Source organism: Bradyrhizobium sp. WYCCWR15520 (genome assembly GCF_056174665.1).
Window position 1 is genome coordinate 58,262 of sequence record NZ_JBWBWM010000002.1, and the last position, 19,630, is coordinate 77,891.

Sequence of the window (19,630 nt, forward strand, 5' to 3'; positions counted from 1 at the left end):
GGCCTCTTCGCTTGCTGCTGACAGGCACTCATAGACGCCCTCCTGATGGGTGTGATCATCGGTAATGGCAAAAGCGATCAGTTGCTCAAGGGTCAGTTCGCCGTCGCGATAGCGACGCCGGCATGCAATGACGGCGGGGCCCGCGAGCGAGTGCCTCCGGCGAGCGACACATTATTCAGGCGCGAGGGATCGAGCCGGATGGCCGAGACGCCATGCGGCTCGGTTTACGAGAGCCCGCTGCCGCGACAGCTGTACGCGCAGGAAAAAAGAATCTAGAGGAAACTCAAGCTCGCGGAAGCTGGACGTCCTCTCTGGCTCTGGTCAAGGCGTCGTAGATCCTGACCTGAAGCATGGGAAAGCGCTTCTTCAGCTCTTCCGCTCCGGCGCGCGCGCCGTCTCTGGTTGCAAATTCGGCCTTGAATCGGCCGTCAACTTCGAGCGCATAACCAGAAGCGGGCAGTTCACGAGTGGCTACGACCATTTTGTTCCTTTGGCTCGTTGGTCGATCAATGACGACTGCTTAATCTGAGTCGCCCGGACCGAGCCAGCGCGGGCCACTCTTGCGAAAGCGATCATCCAACGCGAATTGCTGGCATGCAGAATGTTGGTCACGGATGCGCATTCGCATCATCCGAACAGCTGGCCGGGAGACCGCCCAGCCGGATGCATGCGCGATACAGCCACGGTGCGACATAGCTGCCCGCCCATATCCCGCGTCCGGCGTGGTCGGCAGCGTGCTGCGCGGTACCGTATTGTCCCCTCGAATATTGGGGCCAATCGAGCGCGAGGCCATTCCGAACCAGCCACTCTCCGAGGTCGATGCGACTGACGAAACACTTTGCCACCGTTCGTCCGTATTGATCATGGGAGACGGGCTCACAATTCACCGGTCGCCGCGCGATGAAGGCATCAAGATCGCTCGCGGCCTTTGCACCACATCGATACAGATTGCTGTCGGCCCTCCGGCAGAGCTGAGTGCTTTCCGGCGCGTCGATTCCCCAGAGGCGAACGCGAGTACCATGAATTTCCAGCGTATCGCCGTCGAGGATGCTGGCCTGTCCCGTCAATTCGGTCGGCAACGCGACCGCGCTTGAAGCGAGAACGATCAATGTCGCGAACAAACCAATGCTTGCGCTCGTCTTAGTGCCGATCACGCTCTCTCCCGGATACCAGGCTTCGCCGTCCTCAGCCATTGTGATGTTCGCATACCCGGTGCGACTCTCACGCCAGCGCCAAGAGGCAGGACAGGCCGCGGCTGACGAGCCTCGGGCCAAGTAAGGCGCCCTATTGACCTTGGCGAGTTACAACCGGCTGCGGCGCACCCTGCCATTCAAGACGCCAAATGCCGCCCTGCCGCAGATATTGTACAAGGTCGGGACGAAAGCAGACGAGACAGGTGCCTCCAGCGTGGCGAATCGAGGGATAGATAATTCCGTTACTCGAATGATCGATACGCAAGTGTCGAGCTAGGGTCTGGCCCGCAGGATAGGCAATCGCAGGTTCTTTATTCAGGACCGGGTCGAGTTCGACGTCTACGCCACGCAAATCGTGAAACGGGCCAAAGAAGTCGGCAATGAGTTCGGCGTAGTCGGTGACGTTTTCGAAGTGCCCAACGGCCTCAAGCTCGCGCGTCAGGTGATAGGAGACCTCGTCAATCGCGGTGTCGGCATCGAAGGCGCAATACCAGGCACCACGGTCGTCGTCATTGAATCGATTGCCACCCGGGCGCGTATGCGTGAATGCAGCGTTGATGAACGTAAATCCAGCGCGACCAAACACAAGTTCGCGTGGATCGAGCTGCGGAAGCCCCGTCTCCTGCGCGACTAGGCGGCCGTTTGTAGCACTCTCAAGCGCTGCCAGATCTTCAAGCGCACCGTGATTGGCAGCAAGCGGAAGCAACACCGGGTCTTTGAGCCGACCGGTTGAGATCAGCCGCACGGTGTCGCGCTGTGTCAGGTTGAACGTTGGTAGCTGGGGCATTCATAACCCGCCACGCAGTGCGTCAATATGCCGACGCACTTCCAGCATCCTCGGAATGCCGCCTTCTATCATCGTATCGAGTGGACGTCGGCCGCCATAGAGCGGCCCCTTGTTGGGTAGCCGCACCCATTCGTCCGACAGCGGCTCGGAAAACAGCAAACGGAGGCCTTTGAAGATGCCAACAAGTGCACTGATCCTAGTCAGCGTGTCCTGCGATAGCGTGCCAGACCACTCACCTTTTTTCATGCGGAACCAAGTTCGTTCCGACACGTCACCGAGCAGTGCGCAGACCTCGGGCCCTGTTAGACGCCAGATTTCGGCGAGCCGAACCATGCCGTCGACCGCAGACGGCGTCAGTCGTTCACGTGTGGGAACATCCGAGAGATTCGGCGCTGATTGCGTCATCCCTGGGTCTATCACCGATCTAATAGCTGCCTGATTCATCGGAACGCTTCCGTCATTTGGCAGACAATATACTGCCAATTGGCAGTTATTTCAAGTTTATGCCTCCAGCCCAGTAAGCCACTGATCGAAAGAGAATTATTCAGTCTCGCTGTCTAACAATTTCGGCATAGCCAGGTTAACTAGGTTACTAGCAACACAAGTTATGGTTGATGATGAATCATGGCCTGCTCTTCTGGTGGCTGTTGTGGCAAAACACGCTGAAGTGGATGTCGGGAGAGATCTTGCGGTTAAAACTCAACTCACGCGTGATCCCCCCGGATGCCATAGGCCGGTGTTCCGCTACTTGATGAGGGCTACTTGATCCTTTCGCCGCGCGAGCCGGGCCCGCAGGTGCCAATCCGCAGTCCCGGATCGGCAGCCTCACGCTCCCGTTCGGTTCTAGCTCGCTTGCCGTAAGCGCGAAAGGCAACACCCCGCTCATTTGAGCGGGGTGTTGATGCTGATTCGACTCAGTCGCCGTTGACCTTGCGACCGCGGGACCAGATCAGGGTGTAGCTCTCGGCGTCTTCGTCGTCGAAGAGGTTGGCGTAGATCTGAGCGTTGAAGCTCGGATCGTCGAGCTTGACCGAAAGATAGTCGCGGCCCTCGCTGGAGCGCTTCGGCCAAGCGGCGCCGATCTCGGCGCGGCCAACATAGACCCGGTGGCTCGGAGCACTGTCGTTGGTCCGCTCTGTCTCGGGGACGATGCGGACGCCCCTCGTCTGAAGGCTCAGGGTGACGATCTCGCCTTGGAATTCCTGGCCGGACTTCTTGAATGAACCGATGTTAGCCATGTCACTTCTCCTTGCTGTTTCCGAGCCCGCGACCACCGCGGCCTCGATGGCGATCTAAAAGCCGAAGGCGATTGACGCCGCACCCGATTGGGCCGTAGCGCAGCGGAGGATGGCGGCGGGAGACTTTCTTGAACCGCGAGGAATGGGCGAAGCCCAGGGGAAGAAAATCGATCCGTCCGCCATTGCGGTTCAGACGATCGAGGCGTAGCCGGCCTTCGGCCAGATCAAGCCGATGAGAGGCCAGGCTCGCGCGCGCTGAACAGCATTGCCGGAGACGTGCCAGCTATCGTTCAGCCCGTACAAGAGGCTCCGAGCCGCAGGGGAAGGGAGAGAAACCCTGGCGTACAGAAAGATGGCCAAGCGTCACTGAGAGAAAGCCAGACCGACGATGCATGCAGATTTTGGGATTGTCATCTGCTCACGAGATTGCCCCCACTCGATGAAGCGCTTCAGCGAGGGCCGCGACTATCTGTCGTCATGACCAACGTCAGCTCTCCCCTCGCCGCCGACCGATGGAGCCAGACGATCACCCGCCCGTGGTCACTGGTCCCAAGGACGTCCCAATGGCAGCCGAGCCGACCCAGCGCCAACGCCCTCTCTTAGAGTTGGGGTTGCCAGTATCGCCACGCGAGCCCATGCGGTGCATCCAGCTACAACTGCGCCAATCAAAGCAAATACTTTCCGCCACCATTCCAGGGAAATACTGATCTGAGCGAGGCAGAGAGTCGCCTGATAGCCAGCTGATGACGCCGGGACCGCAAACAGGAGGACAACGACAAGACGGATACCGGGAGAACGGTGAGGGAGAAGGTATACTGCCCGGCCAAAAGTCCAAACCCGCTGGGGACGGAGCCAATGATGATGGCACCAACTGGACCTATTCCGATTCGATACGCCTACATCCCGGTGGTCATGCCGACAAAGAACGGCAACGCATAGATTGCCAGTGCAAACAGTGCCCAGCAGACGGCACCGAGCCGGCGATATTGAGAAGAATACCAATGATGATGATCATGGTGATGGCTCCCGTGACAGATTTCTCAAGGGTTACGCCTCCACCACCACCACGGCGCAGCGCCCAGTATAGCCGCGGCGGCAAGGTGACGAGAGTAGAATTTGCCGACAGCGAAGATTCGCTGCGTTGGAATTTTCGCTGCGCCATCTAGCCGGGACGGAAATATGCCTTTTGTCGGGCGATGGCGGCGCTCACGCGCCGCCACTCCCGAACTTCCAGACAGGGATGCCGAGCTTACGCGCCTTGTCGGCGAGATTGTCCTGGATACCGGTACCGGGGAATACCATGACCCCCACGGGCAAGACGTCGAGCATCTGGTCGTTGCGTTTGAAGGGCGCTGCCTTGGCGTGTCGGGTCCAGTCCGGCTTGAAAGCGATCTATGTTACCTTGCGGTGATCTGCCCATCGGGCAGCGATGCGCTCGGCCCCCGTTGGCGAGCCGCCGTGCAGGAGGACCATGTCAGGATATTTGGCACGGACCTTGTCGAGTGTGTTCCAGATCAGGGGATGATCGTTGCAATCGAGTCCTCCGGTAAAGGCGATCTTCGTGCCTGCCGGCGTCAGCGGCTCGAGCGCAATGCGACGCTTGGCGGCGAGATAGTCGCGGCTGTCAATCATAGCCGAGGTCAGCGTGCCGTGATTTACCAAAGATCCCGAGCGTGGTCGCCAGGCTGATCCGGTGTGGCGCTCGAATTGTCCGGCGGCCTCATCGCGGAAGAACTCTATGGCGTTGCGACGTTCGATAAGAGTCATGCCCTCTGCGATCAGGCGTTCCAACTCGACCGAGCGGATTTCCGAACCATCCTGATCCTTCTGGCTCCGCTTCTGCGCTATTTCATTGCCATCAAGCTCGCGTTCGATCCGCTCAGTGGCGCGGTGGAAGATATTCACGCTCGACCACAGGAGGTTCTCGAGATCGGGGTCGAGGCGGGTCTCTCCGAGTGTCGCGATCAGGGCGTCGAAGATATCGGCGACGGCGTTGGCAATGGTACGCGCCTCCGGCAGCGGTCTCGGATCGGGTTCGTCCTGGAAGGGGCGATAGCCATGAAGCTGGAGTTCGGTGAGAACGTGATCGGTCGGGGATGTCGTGAGCGTCGGATCGTAGTCCTGTTCGTCGCGATTGGTCGTCATGGCGTGTTCCTTTGTCGGATCGGCCGCGACCATCGCGGCCTTCGTGGCGACGAAAGGCGGCGGGCGGACTGGACCTGCACCGCTGAGCTGGGCGAAGCGGCCGAAGCGGAGTGGAGGATGGTGGCGGCCGGCTATTTTGTATCGCGATGTAAAGCGTCCGTAAGGACGCGACGGAAAATAGCCGGCCGCCACCATTGCGTGGCCGGTTCGCTTGCCGCAGGGTCGCCCTCTCAGAAGGCCAGGGCTGCGGCCTCTGCGACACACTCGGCGAAACGCTCGCGACCCGGTCGAGCGAACACGGAAAGCGACGCGCACCTTTCTCTGGCGGCGTCTCACAGCTCCACGAAGCGCGCCACATCTTCCGAAGCAAGTTGCAGCCGCAGGGACTCCCGAAGCGCATCCTTGCCAGATTTCCGGAGATCCTCGTTGAAGTCCCCGCAGCTCGGCGACAGCGGTATCGCTTCGATCCCGTTGGCGCGCGCACGTGCAACCAACCTTTCCAACGCTCCATCGCCGGCGGTATCGCAGTCGCGCACGATATAAAGCCGGCGCAGACCCGCTGCGAAAAGGATGGCTGCCAGATGAGCCGCCGACAGTGCAGCGACCATCGGCATGGTCGGCAAGATGCAGCGGAGCGACAATATGGTTTCGATGCCCTCCCCAGCCGCCATGACATCATCAGCGATACCGAAGCGGACGGCGTGGCCAAGAAGATGGCCCATCGCGCGTCGTGGTGAGTCGATCGGCGCTTTGCCGCTCGCCGAACGGTCGTACCCTTCAGGATTGAGGTAGGTGCGATGCACGCCGGTGATCCGACCGTCGAGATCGGTCACCGCCGCGATCATCGCGGGGTAGGTCTCGGACGGTTCAAAGGGGCGCGGACGATAATAGCAGCGCGGATGGAATCGAAGGCTTTCGCAGCTGGGAAGGACAGTGATTCCGCGGGCATGCAGATAAGTCTCTACCATCGTGCCCTTGACCGGATGCGAGATCGCGAATAGCCGCCGTGCCGATTCCGGCGAGCCGGTTGCTGAAGCACGTGGCTGGCTCTTCGAGTCCGGCTCAGGTCGCGGAAGCCCGAGGAACCGTCGTGCTTCGGCTGCGACCTCGCGGAAATCGACGAGGCCGCAACTTTCTCGAATGATGTCGAGCAAATCGCCGTGCTCGCCGGTGGCAGCATCGGTCCATTTGCCGGCGACGCGTTTACCGGACGCGCCTGACAGGCGTACGAACATCGACCGACCGGCAGTGTTCCTGACATCACCAACCTGCCAGTAGTTTCCTACCCGTCGCCCATTGGAAAGATAGTGACGGCACACCACCTCGGCCTGGCGCGCCAGACGATCTGCCAGCTCCGTTGCATCGCACGGCATCTTACACCCCCGTCCGATCGGAGATACGTGGGAGCGGATAGCGCTTCAGGCGCAGGCGCTGCTTGACGATTGCCGGCGTCACGAAATGCCGGGCGGCAATCTCCTCTTCGCTCATGCCGCCATCACCGAGGGTCTGGAACGCGCGGAACTGGTCGAGCGGATGTAGGCCGATGCGCTCGTCATTTTCAGCGCGCGAGTCATGCTCGGCAACGCCATCATTCCTGACCACGCAGGGCACCGGTTGGGTCTTCGCCATCCGCTTCTGCTTCACCAGGAATTCTAGAGCACGGTACCGCCGACCTGCAGCGGGCACCTCGAGCATGCCGGTTCCCAGACCGTCGGCGTCGACGACAGCGCGAACACTGAGGCGTTGGGGCAAGGTACGTTGCGCGATGCTCTGGGCCAGTTGCTCGATCGAGACGCCGGCCTTGAGGCGACGGACATTGGACTGGCTCAACACCAGCTTGTTGAAGGGAATATCTCGGGACGGACTGAGCTTGATCTTATGAACGGCGCTTGCCATGTCAATTCTCCGCGGCGGCCAGCCGAGAGCCTCTCTCTCGATCTCCAACCCGCCGCGAAACTGGACTGCACTCCTCTCACTCTCTGACGCGCCGCGGTCACGGGAGACCGAGGCATTCGACGAATATCCTCAGGCAGCGGACCTCCTCACCATCAGGAACGGCGTGGCAATGAAGCGGTTGAAGCAGCGAGATCAGCTTTTAATCAATCAGCTTCGTCAAGGCTTCCGGTGCTTCCAGGAAGGCATACGGGTTCAAGAACTGGCGGCGCCAGAGAAAATTCCGATCTACTTTGCTGAGCTTTGCCTCGTCGCATACAGCGGACCAGCGCTGTACGATCGTTTTGACCTGTTTGGTCGCAAGTAGGATTGCCTCAGCATTGCTCGTCAGAAACAGCGGCGCCGCTTTCAGCCACAGCGCGATTTGGCTCGCGCGTTCTTGGCCCATGATCAGCATGGCTTGGGTGGCTTCCCCACCTGTCCGATTTTGCGGACAGATATCATATGCGGGGGTCAGAGACAGTTCCTTGCCATTCCAGAAAGCCGCGTGATTGCGCGCATGGTCATCGGTATTTCCACAGAGAATGTTGAACAGCATTCGTGCAAAGAGCTCTTTAAGGGTCTCTCTCGGCGCCGAAAATCGATGACGAATTACGGTCGCGAGTTGTTCATAACTGGCATAGCGCGCCATGAGTTCATCGAGCTCAAGCAGCGTGAGGGCGGACACCATGGATTTACGGCTCCAGCGTCCTTCCATTTTCAGGCGATCAAAGCGTTCAATAAGAAGAACGTCCCTTCCCGCCGCACGTTCAAGTCTAACCGGCGCCACGGTCAGGCCGACTTCAGAGGCGAGGCGCATGGCGATGTATTCGGCCTTGACGACGCCGTAGAGATCGTTCTGCGATGAGAATTTCGCAATAAATTTCCGGTTGCCCGACGCAATCATCGCCTTGGGCCGGGCGCCTCCGATTGAGCTGCCATGGAGAAGGGCTCGGTCGAGTTCTTCCGTGAGCGGAACTCCCTTTTCGACCAGCGCAGCGGCATTTTGGAGTGCGTGGAGAGGGACCTCAACGCCTTCCCGAGCTACGTACGCCGCAGAAGATACCTGAAAATCCAAAGCGCCGATGCGGTCTGAGCCGGATTCCAGCAGAAAGGTGAGCTCATCGACATTGCCCGGATCGACATTCTTGCCTTGCACTCCGAATTTTCGATTAATAATGATCCGGCGCCCCCAAGCGTCGGGAGCCGCATCGCGAATACAATTCGGCATGCTCAACCCTGCCGTCAACGGCAAGATTCCGCTCCGCAGTGGCAATTCTGGTTCATAGAGCGGGATAGCGTTCTTGCGCGCGAGGTAGCTTCGCCCGTAATTGAATACGAGTTGCCTGTCGCTTGCCGATAGAAGGCCGGCGACGACGGGCTCCGTTTGATCCGGAAGCCATACCCAGACAAAGGCCTGGGTATATTTGGCGTCAGAAATCATCGGCGACCTCGATACGTGAGCTGCGAACCGATTTCGGCAGCAGCGTCATTAGTTCTCGATTGGTTTCGACCGCCTCGGACAATGCCGCCTGATCCGTATCGAATAGTCGCACCCCGACAATTGCCGCGACCTCGAAGACCACCCCAATCGTGCATCCGGGATCGCCCGTCTCGATGCGTCGCAGAAGGCCGCGCGAAATCCCGACCCGGTCGGTTACATCGACGGCCTTGAGCTTGCGTTCGATACGCGCCTTGCGAATGAGTTGGCCAAGAAGAAGCACCGCGTCGGCAGCATAGGGGGAAACAGGGTGTTGGATTTTCGACATCCGTAGATCCATAAACAGACCATGCTCTTGGATATGGTCTATTTATAGAACAGTTCCCGAAAGTCAAGGCATCGGCCTATAAATAGACCATTTGATGGTATACGATCTAATAATGGCCCATTCCCGGACAAAAACATGGCTTAAGCCCCAAACTCAAGACTGTCACGGTAGCTGCACATCGCATGAAGCCTTGGCGCCGGTGAACCTGCGAGAACGCCGTAGCGAAGCGCAGGCCAAGAGAAAGAGGCAGCCGCAGGAGCGTCAGCATAGCGCCGACGCGGGAAACGCGGCGGGACGCGGGACCGACTGCAGTCGCGAGACCGGTTAATAAGGCACCCGCAGAGGGGCAGTGATAACGACGCCGGAATGAAATGACGGCGGGCACCGAAGGCGAGTGCCTCCGGCGAGCGACTCATGATTGCGCGAGGGATCGAAGCCGGATGGCCGAGACGCCTTGCGGCTCGGTGCACGAGAGCCCGGTCCGCGGCTAGCGGACGCGCCCCAACGCCGAAGGTCGGCACGACATCGCTCAAATGCGCTATTAAGAATATGGGGCGCGAACAAGCCGGAGTCGCAAGACCATACGCACAATCATCACCAAAGGAAGCACGTCTTTGACCGCGAAGTGTGAGGCCGATTGTCACCAAGCGCCTCCCACGGTTCCGCGTCTTTCTTAACCAGTTGCAAGCAAACAACCGCATCCTCGGTATCGGCGATCCGTTGCAAGGTCTGCCATTCCGACAAAGCGAAGACTTATCACGGTTTCAATGTAAGAGCGGCGACTTATTTGTCGGATTGAGCACTGATACCCCAGTGGAATCCTATGACTCTTAATCAGCGGGTTCCAGGTTCGAGCCCTGGTGCGCCCACCTCGCGAACAAGCATCATTCCAGGTTTGTCACTACGACTGCACGGACCGCCGTCCAGCCAATTTGCACGCTATGCCAGCCGACGCCACCATCAGATCCTGGCTCCCCTTTTTCCATCAAGCCTTCTCGTTTTCCATATCAAGCGGTCGGGCGACAGAAGGCGTGAAAGCATGCACGAAGGGATCGATCGCGAGCTGAAGAATCTGGATCCGTACTTTCTGAATCTACGGCAGCACCTCATCGAACGATTAAGCGGTTCGTCGGCGCCACTAATTCTTGGTCTCAACGATTGATGCATACCGACGAACTGCCGCTCATGCCGCCACGCCCTGCCCTTCCTGCGCGTTATCCACCTGTTGGCATATGGCCTGCATTCATGCGCGCCGATATGGCGGCCGCCTACTTAGACTACCGCGACACCGGTGAGCTCGCACGTGCCGTGGTGCGCGGGGAAGCACCACCTCCAACCGGCTATTATCGAATTGGGCGATCTCGACAGCCAGTTTGGTCTAAGGCCGTTATCGACAACCTCACGACGCCAGCCAAGCCTAAGGATCTAGACAGATTGGAAAGAAAGGATTTGGCCTCCCTAGTATGAAACTACCCGTCACAGAATCGAAGCTTCCTCGCTACTTCCGACGAAAATCATTGAAGGGCGGTCAATGGGCATACTTCTTTGAGCCGCCGACTTGGGCCCGCAGACAGGGCTGTCACGTCAGGGCTGAAGCCTTAGGGCACGAACGCGTGGCCGCCGTCGACCGAGCCGAGAATGTTCTGCTGCCCGCATTCGACAGCTGGCGCTCAGGAGGATTGACTGACATGGTTCCAGCATCGCCTGCGCCAGGCACCTTTGATTGGTTAGTCGGCGTATTCAAGACCCATCAGAAATGGAAGGAAATCGATCACAAGACTCAGCGCTTCTACGAACAAGGACTTGCGCTGTTTTCCAACCAAATCTTGAAGGATGGTAGCTGCGCGGGCTCGAAGCAGATTTCTGATTTCACGAAGGCCTTCGTGGACGCAATTTACGCGAAACTGCTTGTTGTAGACGACGAAGACGCAGACGGTAACATCGTTAAACGAGAGCGTCGTCGCTTCGCGAACGCATCTATGATCGCGTGTAGGCGCGCCTGGTTTGTTGGTCAGCGCGCTCAAGAAGCAATGGTGCCGGCGATCAATCCATTCTCGCGGATGGACCTAAAGAGCCGCGCGCCTGGCCGGCCGGCACGCGAAACCCCTACGGCGACTTGGGACGAACTCATTGCATTCAGAATGGCCGCGAAGAGCCTCGGGTACAACTCGGTGGGAACAGCGGCGCTGCTGACCTGGGAATGGTTGCAGCGCGAAGAACATGTGTTCGGCGTCTTTGACGTCTCGCACTACCGGCCCAAAGAGCGGCCGAACAGCGCAAAAATCGTACATCCGAAGAATGGCGAAGAAGCCTGGTGGCCCTTGTTCGACGACACCGGCGAGCCTCTTTTCCCCGAGCTCATGGCGGAGCTCGACGCAATCAAAGAAGCAATCGTCTCAGGACTGATGATTCGGCGCGACCATGGGCACCGCAGGTCGAGTACTCAGCTCCCATGGATGACAGAACGCAAGGATCTTCGCTATCTCCGGCACGTCGTAAAAAAGATAGTTGCAGCTGCTGGAATTCGAACTGAACTATCATTTACCTCGTTCCGTCACGGCGGCTTTACGGAAGGCGCCGACAGCGACCTTACAGATGCCGAGTTACGGGCCGCCGCCCGTCATCGATCGACACGCCCGCTGCCAGCCTATGCCAAGCGCACGCGCAATCAGCTGATTTCAGGCTCCAAGAAGCGTCGTGAGGAACGAACAAAACCTGCGCTGCTCACGACCCGGAATGACACCTCACAAGCATCATGAGCCACTAGATTTCCCTTGTAGAAGGATCATCTACGACCCGGAACCAAACTATTTTCCCGTCCACGACGGCTTGCGCTTCTCGCCGAACGCCTTGAGGCCTTCCTTGGCGTCTTCCGTCATCGCCAGCAATGCGATCTGGCTCTCGGTGTAGGCGATGCTTTCATCGAACGACATCGAGGCGATTGCACGCATCGCATACTTGCCGCGGCGGATCGCGGTCGGCGACTTGTCGACGATGCGGCTGACCAGCCATTCGACCTTGGCATCGAGCTCCGCCGCCGGCACCACATAGTTCAGGAGTCCGGCGTCCTGCGCCGCATGCGCGTCGAACGGCTCGCCGGTCAGCGACCACTCGCTGACCAGCCGCTTCGGCGCAATCGATTGCAACAGGCTCAGCACCTGCATCGGGAACACGCCGACCTTCACCTCGGGCAGACCAAAGATCACATGATCGGCGGCGACAGCCATGTCGGTCATACACAACAGTCCCATGCCGCCGGCCATACAGACGCCGCCCACCCGCGCAATCGCGGGCTTGGTGGCGTTCTGCGACAGCCGCAAGAGATCGGCGTAGTCGACATTCGGCCGCGAAAAATCCATCGCGAAGGCGGCACCGCTGTTCTGAAGGTCGGCGCCAGCGCAAAACGCCTTGTCGCCCGCCCCCGTCAGCACGATAACGCGGACGTCCTTGTCATCATGCGCTTCGCGATAGCCGCGGGCGATGCCGGCGACGACGTCGGCATTGATGGCGTTGCGCTTGTCCGGCCGGTTGATGGTGATCCAGAACGCCTGCCCGCGTTTTTCGCGTATCACGCTGCTTGAATCGGTCATTGTCCTGCTCGCTCGTTTGCCAAATGCTGGTTAGCATTTGCGGCAGGATAACGGTGGACTGCAAGCGCGATCTAGCTCTTGCGCGCAGTAGCTGGCGTCATCTTTTTGACCCAGACCTTGTTGTCATGGAACGCCGCGCCCCCGATCGGCGCGATCGTTTCGGCCCCGGTCAGCATATTGATGCCGCGGCCGCCGATATGAGCCTTGTTCGGATGGATGGATTCGGCGATCAGGACGCCACGGCGCACACCGTCAAAAAGCTTTGCGGTCAGCGTGGTTTCGCCGCGCGTGTTGCCCAGCGTCACGGCGTCGCCATCAGCGATCGAAAGGCTTGCGGCGTCTTCCGGATGCATCATCACCGTCGGCACGCCTTCGCGGGCCTGCGATCCCGGCGTCTCGTTGAAACTGGTGTTGAGATAGCTGCGTGACGGCGAGGTGGCGAGGCGGAACGGATGCTTCTCGTCCGCCTCCTCGATGATCATCCAGTGGTCGGGCAGCGATGGCATCTGCGCCCACGGGCCCAGGCCCGGAGTACCGACTGGGGGATTCGCCCAATCGGCCTTGAAGTGGAACTTCTTGTCGGCGTGCGCGAAGCCATCGAGATAGTGAGAGGTGCGAAAGTCCGGCTGGATATCGCGCCACAGATCCGCTTCCAACGTTTCGATATCGCCGTGGCCGCTCTTCTTCAGCGTCGCGTCGATCAATTCGCGCGGCGTCATCTCAAATCCGGGATGCACGGCATTGAGGCGGCGGCCGAGGCCCTGCAGCACCTCGTGGTTGGAACGGCACTCGCCCGGCGGATCGATCAGCTTGGCACCGACCGAAATATGCTGGTGACCACCGCCGTAATAGAGATCGTCATGCTCCATGAACATGGTCGCCGGCAGCACGATGTCGGCCATGACGGCCGTCTCGGTCATGAACTGCTCATGCACCGCCATGAACAGGTCTTCGCGGGCAAAGCCCTTTCGCACGAGTGCCTGTTCGGGCGCTACCGTCACCGGATTGGTATTCTGGATCAGCATGGCCTTGACCGGCGGCCCGCCCTTCAAGGCTTCGGCGTCTCCGGTCAGGATACGCCCGATCTGTGACTGATCGAGCCAGCGCGTCGTGGGATCGATCGCGTCATGCCCCTCGATAATGGACTCGTCGAACTTCCAGATCGAAGCATTGTTGAAGAAGGCGCCGCCACCTTCATATTGCCAGGCTCCCGTCACTGCCGGGATGCACAGCGCTGCATGCATCTGCGCCGCACCGTTGCGGCTACGGGTAAAGCCGTAGCCGAGGCGGAAAAACGAACGTTTGGTCTGGCCGACCAGGCGCGCGAACGCCTCGATCTCTTCGACCGGCACGCCCGAAATCTTCGAGGCCCATTCCGGCGTACGGGTCTTAAGGTGCGCCTCGAGTTCGTCGGGACAATCGGTGTAGCGATCCATATAGGCGCGATCCGCGTACCCCTCGCGGAACAACACATGCATGACGCCGCAGGCAAACGCGCCGTCGGTGCCGGGCCGGAGCAGGACCTTGATATCCGCCTGCTTCATGGTGTCGTTGTTGTAGATGTCGATCGCCGCGATTTTGGCGCCGCGCTCCTTGCGGGCGCGCGAGGCATGCGTCATCACGTTGACCTGGGTATTCACCGGATTGGTGCCCCAGATCACGACGAGATCGGAGACACCCATCTCGCGCGGGTCGACTCCGGCGATCTTGCCGGTGCCGATGGCAAACCCGATGCGCGCGACGGTCGCACAGATGGTGCCGTAGAAACGGGAATACTTCTTCACATGCGCAAGGCGATTGATGCCGTCGCGCATGACGAGCCCCATCGTGCCGGCGTAGTAATAGGGCCAGACCGACTGGGCACCGAATTCGCGCTCGGCCTGATCGAACCGCGCGGCGATTTCGTCCAGCGCCTCATCCCAGGAAATCCGCGCGAACTGGCCGGAGCCCTTCGGCCCGGTGCGGCGCATCGGATACAGCAGCCGGTCGGGATGGTGAATGCGCTCGGCGTAGCGCGCGACCTTGGCGCAGACGACGCCCGCCGTATAGGTCTGCACTTTGGAACCGCGGACCCGGCCGATCGAGCGGCCGTCGATCACCTCGACGTCGAGCGCGCAGGCCGACGGGCAATCGTGCGGACAGGTTGAATGGCGGATCTCGACCTTGGCATGCTGGTTCATGCGTTTCTAGGTAACATCAAACGCCGCGGTCGCCGAGGGGCTTTGTCCGGCAATACACCTGCAAAAACGGCCTTTAGCCATGCATCAGGCGCCCAAATAGGCGCCGCCATTGGCGTGGATCGCCTGCCCATTGATATAGCGCGCACCGGGGCCACACAGGAACCGCACGGTTGCGGCAACGTCTTCCGGCCGGCCCCGGTTGCCGGTGATGGTCTGATGGGTCAGATGATGCGCCGGCTCCGGCTTGTCCTTCGGCCGTGGCGTGCCGATCAGGCCAGGTACGACGCAGTTCACCGTGATGCCGTCGTCGGCGAGATCATGGGCCAGCGCCCGCGTTAGCCCGATGATGCCCGCCTTCGCCGTCACTACATGCGCGCGGTTCTTCGCTCCCGTATGCGCGCTGAGGCCGCCGACGTTGATGATGGTTCCTGCGCCGGACTGCCGCAGCGCCGGCAGGCAGGCCTTCACGCAGTGGAAGGTACCGTCGAGGGTCACGTCGAGGATTTCACGCCACGCCGCATAGTCCATCTCGGCGAACGGCTTTTCGCGGCGCAACGCGGCATTGTTGACGAGGATATCGATACGGCCGAATTGCTTCACGGCGGCATCTGCCATCGCCTGCACGGCGCCGGGGTCGGCGACGTCGCCGATATGAACCAGCGCCTTGCCACCTGCGGCCTCGATCTCGCGCGCTACGGCCTCGGCCTCGACGCGGTTGCTGCGTGCATTGACCACGACGGACGCGCCGCCTTCCGCCAGCGTCAGAGCGATTGCGCGGCCGATGTTGCGGCCTGCGCCGGTGACGATAGCGACCTTGCCTACAAGTTCTCTTGTCATCCGCTCTCTCCACGTCATGCCCGGCCTTGTGCCGGGCATCCACGTCTTCCTTCGTCCAACAAAGACGTGGATGGCCGGGACAAGCCCGGCCATGACGACAATCAGTTGCGCAACAAGCCCAGATCGATGCGGCCATCAAACAGTCTCGCCATCAGTTTCAACGCCGCATCGCCTTGTGCAGCACTCCAGCCGCCATGCTTGACGTTGAGCACAAACTTGTCGGTCACGTCCTGCCGCGTCAACGGCTCCTGCGTGCCACCCCGAAGATAGGGCTGCCGGTCTTCGACCACGCTGCCGTCCGCGAGGGTTGCGCGGATGTGGCCGGTATAGTTGTTCGGATAGGGATTATCCGGGTCGATCACGAATTTCACTTTGGCAGCCAGATCCAGCACGCGTGGATCGCGGATCGCATCTTCCGTGAAAGCACCGAGGCCGACGCCGCCATGCACGAATCCGGCAGCCAGCAGATAAGGCACGGCAAATTTGCCGGCATAGCCGTTGCGAGGGCGCTGCTTGTCGGCCAGCGGCTCCCACAGCCGGTGCACCGTTCCTTCCGCCACCTCGCAGACGACCTCGGCGACGTCCTCCGGCTTGATGCCGCGCGCGGCCAACCGACGCGCGCAATCGATATAGGGCTGCGCCATCGTTCCACATGGATAGGGCTTGAACGCCAGCATGTCTGTCACCCAGCGTGCACCGAAATCGCCGATCAGCGCGGCGTAGTCGCCATCCGTGGTGTGCGCGAAGCCGTGGAACAGCCCGTGGACGCCTTCGAACACCGTGCGTGGTCCGACGAACCCTCCCCGCGCCAGCAGCGCCGCGCGGATGCCGGATTGCGCCGCCCACCCGGCATGCAGTCGCTTGGTCCAGGCGCCCTCGGCGAGATATTCGATGACGCCGCCGGCCATGCTGCCGGCTATGCCGAGTGCATCGACGATCTGCCTGGCGTTGAGGCCGAGCGCTGCGCCGACGCCGGCGGCCGCGCCCATCGCGCCAAAAATCGCGGTCGGGTGGAAGCCGGCCTTGTGAACCGCCTTCGGCACCACGAGGCTCAACCGGCAGAGCACTTCGGTGCCGACCGCGATCCCGATCAGCGCCGCCTGACCTTCCGGATTATGCCGCTCGCAGGCGGCGAGCACCGCCGGCACGATCACCGCGCCGGCATGCACCGGACCGCCCTCGAACGTGTCGTCGAAATCCTCGCCATGCGCGGCCGTGCCGTTGACGAAAGCGGCGCCTGCAGCATTCAGGGTGCGTCGGTGCCCGATCGCCGTGCATGGGCCGTCATCATCGCAACCTGCCAAGGCGCTTTCGACGTAATCCTCGTTGCGTGCAGTGACGCACAGGCCCACCACATCGATCAGCAGATCCTCACATTTGCGCCTGGTCGCTGCAGGCAATGCGCCGGGCCTGAGCGCGACGATCTTTTCCGCTAACGTTTCGGCGACCGAAACCGTGGGCAGTCCGGAGGGCATGCCGGTCAAATGCGGAAAATCTTGGTGTAGCGCGCCTTGATGGCCTCGCTTTCCTTCTCTACTGCCGCCGCGTCGTCCTTCATGGTCTTGATGTCCTTGAGCGACGTGCGACCCGCTTTCTCGACGGTTTGAGAATGCACCGAGCGGAGGCCGCCGACGTCGACGATGAGTTGCTGCGCCTCCCGGCTCAGGCTGAACGACTGGAACAGCCTTGCCGCATTGGGATTGGGAGCATTCTTGAAGACGCCGTTCGGTCCGATAATCAGCGGCGATCCTTCCGTGGCATAGACCGGCTCGACCGGACGGCCCGCCTCCTTCATCTGGAAGATGTTGTATTCGTTGCCGTCGGCCATCACCGCGCGCTCGCCCAGATCGAGCTTCTTGGGGGGATCGGCCGATGACTGCACCTGCATGATGTTCTGCCTGGCGAGCTTTTCGAAATAGCTCCAGCCGAGATCGCGCTGCATCTGGTAGGTCGCGGTCATGATGGTGCCGCTGTAGCCCGGGTGCGCCTTGACGATCTTGCCCTTCCATTTGGGATCGAGCAGATCGGCAAAACTCTTCGGCGCGTCCTCCGCTTTCACCATGTTGGTGTTGTAGGCGATGATGCTGAGCCAAACGCGGAAGCTGGCAAACTGGCCATCGGGATCCTTGTGCTCGGCCGGATAGAATTTTGCGACGTCTTCCGTCACGTAAGGCGCCAAAATTCCGTCGCGCTTCCAGACGATGAAATGCGCGGCATCGGACGAGTTCACCACATCGACGGCGTGGATGTTGCTGGCGTATTCCTGGCCGATGCGCTGGAACACGCGCTCGGCGCCGGTACGCTCGACGTGTACCGCAATGCCCGGATATTTCGCCTCGAAGGCCTTGGCCAGTTTCTCCGCGACCGGCAGATCGGTCGAGGTGTAGTAGATGACCTTGCCTTCCTTCTTTGCCGCGTCGATCAGCGCCGGGGTCACCGTCTCCGGTGGAGGGGCAGCGGCCATCACGCGCGTGGAAAATGCTGCGCCTGCGAGAACGGCGCCGGCGCCGGCCAGCATATCGCGGCGCGAAATCCCTGGGTGTTTCATGTTTTCGTTCCCCGCGCTGGTGGCGAAGTTACCTGAACCCTGTTCATTATTCCCATGGATCGGCGGCTGTCCATCGCCGATGGCGCTTTGCTGTCGCAGCTAAGCCGACCTGCGCAGGATGGGCCATTTTGGGATTTCGCGCTACTGCGAGCCACAGGCAAAAACGCCTTCGCCCCCTTCCATGCGCTTGATCGCCTTCAATTTGAACGCCGTCGGAAACCGACGGTTCTTCGCTCTTACTGCCACAGGTCATCCTCCCGGGCTCTAAGTTCGCATGCTTGTCTGGGCGGCGGCGACGGTCCCGGTTGAGAGCAAGAATGCGGCAACGAATATCTGATTCTGGGACTAGCGATCAGTCCGCGGATAGCTAGACTTGGCACGAGGCCGGTAAACGGGCCCTTCAAAAAAAGACAGAGTTCGGGAGGTTGACATGATGCGCTTGGGAACGGCGCTCGCGCTGGCGGCAATGCTGGCGGTGCCATCTCTGCTGATGACGCCCGGCCTGGCGCAGGACTATCCGTCGCGTCCCGTGAAGGTGATTGTTCCCTTCGGCGCCGGGGGACCTGCCGACGTCACCGCCCGGCAGATCGGCAGCATCCTGCAGGAAAGCCTTGGCCAGCCCTTCGTGGTTGAAAACCGCACCGGCGCCGGCGGGGTGATCGGCACGCAGGAAGCCGTCAAGTCGCCGCCCGACGGCTATACGCTGCTGATGATGTCGAACACCCAGACCGCGAATGAATCGCTGGTGCCGCAACGCAAATACGAACTGATGCGCGATCTCGCGCCGATCGCGCCGGTGAACTATTCCGACCTCGTCATCGTCGTTCATCCGTCCGTGCAGGCGAAGACGCTGCAGGAATTCATTGCGCTCGCCAAATCGCAACCTGGCAAACTGAACTACGCCTCGTCAGGCCAAGGCACGCCGTATCATATGGCGGGCGAGCTGTTCAAAGCCATGGCCGGCATCGACCTGGTGCACGTACCTTACCGCAACAGCGGCGAAGCGCGCAGCGGTGTGATCGGCGGCCAGGTTCAGATGATGATCGACGCCGTTCCGGCGATGGCGCCCAACGTGGCGGAAAACCAGGTGCGCGCACTGGCTACAACGGGCAAGACACGTTCAACCGTTCTGTCCAATGCGCCGACGGCGATCGAGGCCGGCATTCCCGGCTATGAGGCCACCATCTGGCTCGGCTTGATGGCGCCTGCGGGTACGCCCAAGCCGATTATCGACAAGCTCAACGCGGCCGTGAACGACATTGTGAAGCGACCTGACATCGTAAAACTGTGGTCCCAGCAAGGTGTCGTCCCTATCTCAATGACGTCAGACGAATTCGACAAATTCCTCCGCGGCGATATCGTGAAATGGGCGGAGGTTGTCAAAAAGTTCGACAAGCCGCCGCAATAATAA

15 protein-coding genes and 2 pseudogenes are annotated in these 19,630 nt (G+C 60.5%); 3 read left to right on the forward strand and 14 right to left on the reverse strand.

The features are described 5' to 3' along the window. The first annotated feature begins 45 nt into the window (after positions 1-45). Entirely contained in the window at positions 46-276 is a 231-nt protein-coding gene (locus AC0QUY_RS02210; protein ID WP_475385568.1) for a hypothetical protein, read from the forward strand. A 332-nt stretch (positions 277-608) separates the two neighbouring features. Here the strand turns inward: AC0QUY_RS02210 and AC0QUY_RS02215 are convergent, their stop codons facing one another. From AC0QUY_RS02215 to AC0QUY_RS02255, 9 genes and pseudogenes are all read right to left on the reverse strand, one after another. Then, positions 609-1,193 carry a thermonuclease family protein gene (locus tag AC0QUY_RS02215; protein ID WP_475385569.1) on the reverse strand — a complete coding sequence of 195 codons (585 nt, stop codon included), beginning with the start codon at positions 1,191-1,193 and terminating at the stop codon, positions 609-611. Positions 1,194-1,284: 91 nt separating this feature from the next. After that, the gene (locus AC0QUY_RS02220) at positions 1,285-1,980 is read right to left on the reverse strand and encodes an RES family NAD+ phosphorylase (RefSeq protein WP_475385570.1); all 696 of its coding nucleotides are present in this window, start codon (positions 1,978-1,980) and stop codon (positions 1,285-1,287) included. Then, positions 1,981-2,424, reverse strand: a complete 444-nt coding sequence (locus AC0QUY_RS02225) for a DUF2384 domain-containing protein (protein ID WP_475385571.1) — start codon at positions 2,422-2,424, stop codon at positions 1,981-1,983. Positions 2,425-2,894: 470 nt separating this feature from the next. Then, positions 2,895-3,218 carry a DUF736 domain-containing protein gene (locus tag AC0QUY_RS02230; RefSeq protein WP_475385572.1) on the reverse strand — a complete coding sequence of 108 codons (324 nt, stop codon included), beginning with the start codon at positions 3,216-3,218 and terminating at the stop codon, positions 2,895-2,897. A 1,206-nt stretch (positions 3,219-4,424) separates the two neighbouring features. Next, positions 4,425-5,363, reverse strand: a pseudogene (locus AC0QUY_RS02235) (DUF2493 domain-containing protein). Between the two features lie 332 nt (positions 5,364-5,695). Then, the gene (locus tag AC0QUY_RS02240; RefSeq protein WP_475385573.1) at positions 5,696-6,736 is read right to left on the reverse strand and encodes a DUF7146 domain-containing protein; all 1,041 of its coding nucleotides are present in this window, start codon (positions 6,734-6,736) and stop codon (positions 5,696-5,698) included. Between the two features lie 46 nt (positions 6,737-6,782). Continuing rightward, positions 6,783-7,259 (reverse strand): annotated as a pseudogene (locus tag AC0QUY_RS02245) (ParB/RepB/Spo0J family partition protein); the annotation flags it as partial. Between the two features lie 199 nt (positions 7,260-7,458). Beyond that, a complete protein-coding gene (locus AC0QUY_RS02250; protein WP_475385574.1) occupies positions 7,459-8,739 on the reverse strand; it encodes a type II toxin-antitoxin system HipA family toxin in 1,281 nt (426 codons plus the stop codon). Continuing rightward, positions 8,729-9,076 (reverse strand): helix-turn-helix transcriptional regulator, encoded by a 348-nt coding sequence (locus AC0QUY_RS02255; protein ID WP_475385575.1) that lies wholly within the window; start codon positions 9,074-9,076, stop codon positions 8,729-8,731. Before AC0QUY_RS02255 ends, AC0QUY_RS02250 begins: the two co-directional genes overlap by 11 nt. 1,451 nt (positions 9,077-10,527) lie before the next feature. On the opposite strand from AC0QUY_RS02255, the gene AC0QUY_RS02260 reads away from it, so the two are divergent. Continuing rightward, positions 10,528-11,823 carry a hypothetical protein gene (locus AC0QUY_RS02260; RefSeq protein WP_475385576.1) on the forward strand — a complete coding sequence of 432 codons (1,296 nt, stop codon included), beginning with the start codon at positions 10,528-10,530 and terminating at the stop codon, positions 11,821-11,823. Between the two features lie 48 nt (positions 11,824-11,871). On the opposite strand, the gene AC0QUY_RS02265 is transcribed toward AC0QUY_RS02260, so the two are convergent. The 5 genes from AC0QUY_RS02265 to AC0QUY_RS02285 form a co-directional block, all read right to left on the reverse strand. After that, a complete protein-coding gene (locus AC0QUY_RS02265) occupies positions 11,872-12,654 on the reverse strand; it encodes an enoyl-CoA hydratase/isomerase family protein (RefSeq protein WP_475385577.1) in 783 nt (260 codons plus the stop codon). Between the two features lie 71 nt (positions 12,655-12,725). Continuing rightward, positions 12,726-14,834, reverse strand: coding sequence for a molybdopterin oxidoreductase family protein (locus AC0QUY_RS02270; protein WP_475385578.1), 2,109 nt, complete (start codon positions 14,832-14,834; stop codon positions 12,726-12,728). An 84-nt stretch (positions 14,835-14,918) separates the two neighbouring features. Then, complete coding sequence (locus tag AC0QUY_RS02275) at positions 14,919-15,671, reverse strand: 3-oxoacyl-ACP reductase family protein (RefSeq protein WP_475385579.1); 753 nt, start codon at positions 15,669-15,671, stop codon at positions 14,919-14,921. 101 nt (positions 15,672-15,772) lie between these two features. Then, positions 15,773-17,146 (reverse strand): MmgE/PrpD family protein, encoded by a 1,374-nt coding sequence (locus AC0QUY_RS02280; protein ID WP_475385580.1) that lies wholly within the window; start codon positions 17,144-17,146, stop codon positions 15,773-15,775. Positions 17,147-17,151: 5 nt separating this feature from the next. After that, the gene (locus AC0QUY_RS02285) at positions 17,152-18,219 is read right to left on the reverse strand and encodes an ABC transporter substrate-binding protein (protein WP_475385581.1); all 1,068 of its coding nucleotides are present in this window, start codon (positions 18,217-18,219) and stop codon (positions 17,152-17,154) included. A gap of 466 nt (positions 18,220-18,685) precedes the next feature. On the opposite strand from AC0QUY_RS02285, the gene AC0QUY_RS02290 reads away from it, so the two are divergent. After that, positions 18,686-19,627: a Bug family tripartite tricarboxylate transporter substrate binding protein gene (locus AC0QUY_RS02290; protein WP_475385799.1), complete on the forward strand. Its 942-nt coding sequence runs from the start codon at positions 18,686-18,688 to the stop codon at positions 19,625-19,627. Positions 19,628-19,630: the final 3 nt, after the last annotated feature.

Bases quoted from the DNA above. Each gene is read 5' to 3' on its own strand.
- AC0QUY_RS02250 (WP_475385574.1), bottom strand. From the start codon at position 8,739: ATGATTTCTGACGCCAAATATACCCAGGCCTTTGTCTGGGTATGGCTT.
- AC0QUY_RS02280 (WP_475385580.1), bottom strand. From the start codon at position 17,146: ATGCCCTCCGGACTGCCCACGGTTTCGGTCGCCGAAACGTTAGCGGAA.
- AC0QUY_RS02290 (WP_475385799.1), top strand. From the start codon at position 18,686: ATGCTGGCGGTGCCATCTCTGCTGATGACGCCCGGCCTGGCGCAGGAC.
- AC0QUY_RS02285 (WP_475385581.1), bottom strand. From the start codon at position 18,219: ATGAAACACCCAGGGATTTCGCGCCGCGATATGCTGGCCGGCGCCGGC.
- AC0QUY_RS02275 (WP_475385579.1), bottom strand. From the start codon at position 15,671: ATGACAAGAGAACTTGTAGGCAAGGTCGCTATCGTCACCGGCGCAGGC.
- AC0QUY_RS02215 (WP_475385569.1), bottom strand. From the start codon at position 1,193: ATGGCTGAGGACGGCGAAGCCTGGTATCCGGGAGAGAGCGTGATCGGC.
- AC0QUY_RS02225 (WP_475385571.1), bottom strand. From the start codon at position 2,424: ATGAATCAGGCAGCTATTAGATCGGTGATAGACCCAGGGATGACGCAA.
- AC0QUY_RS02240 (WP_475385573.1), bottom strand. From the start codon at position 6,736: ATGCCGTGCGATGCAACGGAGCTGGCAGATCGTCTGGCGCGCCAGGCC.
- AC0QUY_RS02255 (WP_475385575.1), bottom strand. From the start codon at position 9,076: ATGGATCTACGGATGTCGAAAATCCAACACCCTGTTTCCCCCTATGCT.
- AC0QUY_RS02220 (WP_475385570.1), bottom strand. From the start codon at position 1,980: ATGCCCCAGCTACCAACGTTCAACCTGACACAGCGCGACACCGTGCGG.
- AC0QUY_RS02265 (WP_475385577.1), bottom strand. From the start codon at position 12,654: ATGACCGATTCAAGCAGCGTGATACGCGAAAAACGCGGGCAGGCGTTC.
- AC0QUY_RS02260 (WP_475385576.1), top strand. From the start codon at position 10,528: ATGAAACTACCCGTCACAGAATCGAAGCTTCCTCGCTACTTCCGACGA.
- AC0QUY_RS02210 (WP_475385568.1), top strand. From the start codon at position 46: ATGGGTGTGATCATCGGTAATGGCAAAAGCGATCAGTTGCTCAAGGGT.
- AC0QUY_RS02270 (WP_475385578.1), bottom strand. From the start codon at position 14,834: ATGAACCAGCATGCCAAGGTCGAGATCCGCCATTCAACCTGTCCGCAC.
- AC0QUY_RS02230 (WP_475385572.1), bottom strand. From the start codon at position 3,218: ATGGCTAACATCGGTTCATTCAAGAAGTCCGGCCAGGAATTCCAAGGC.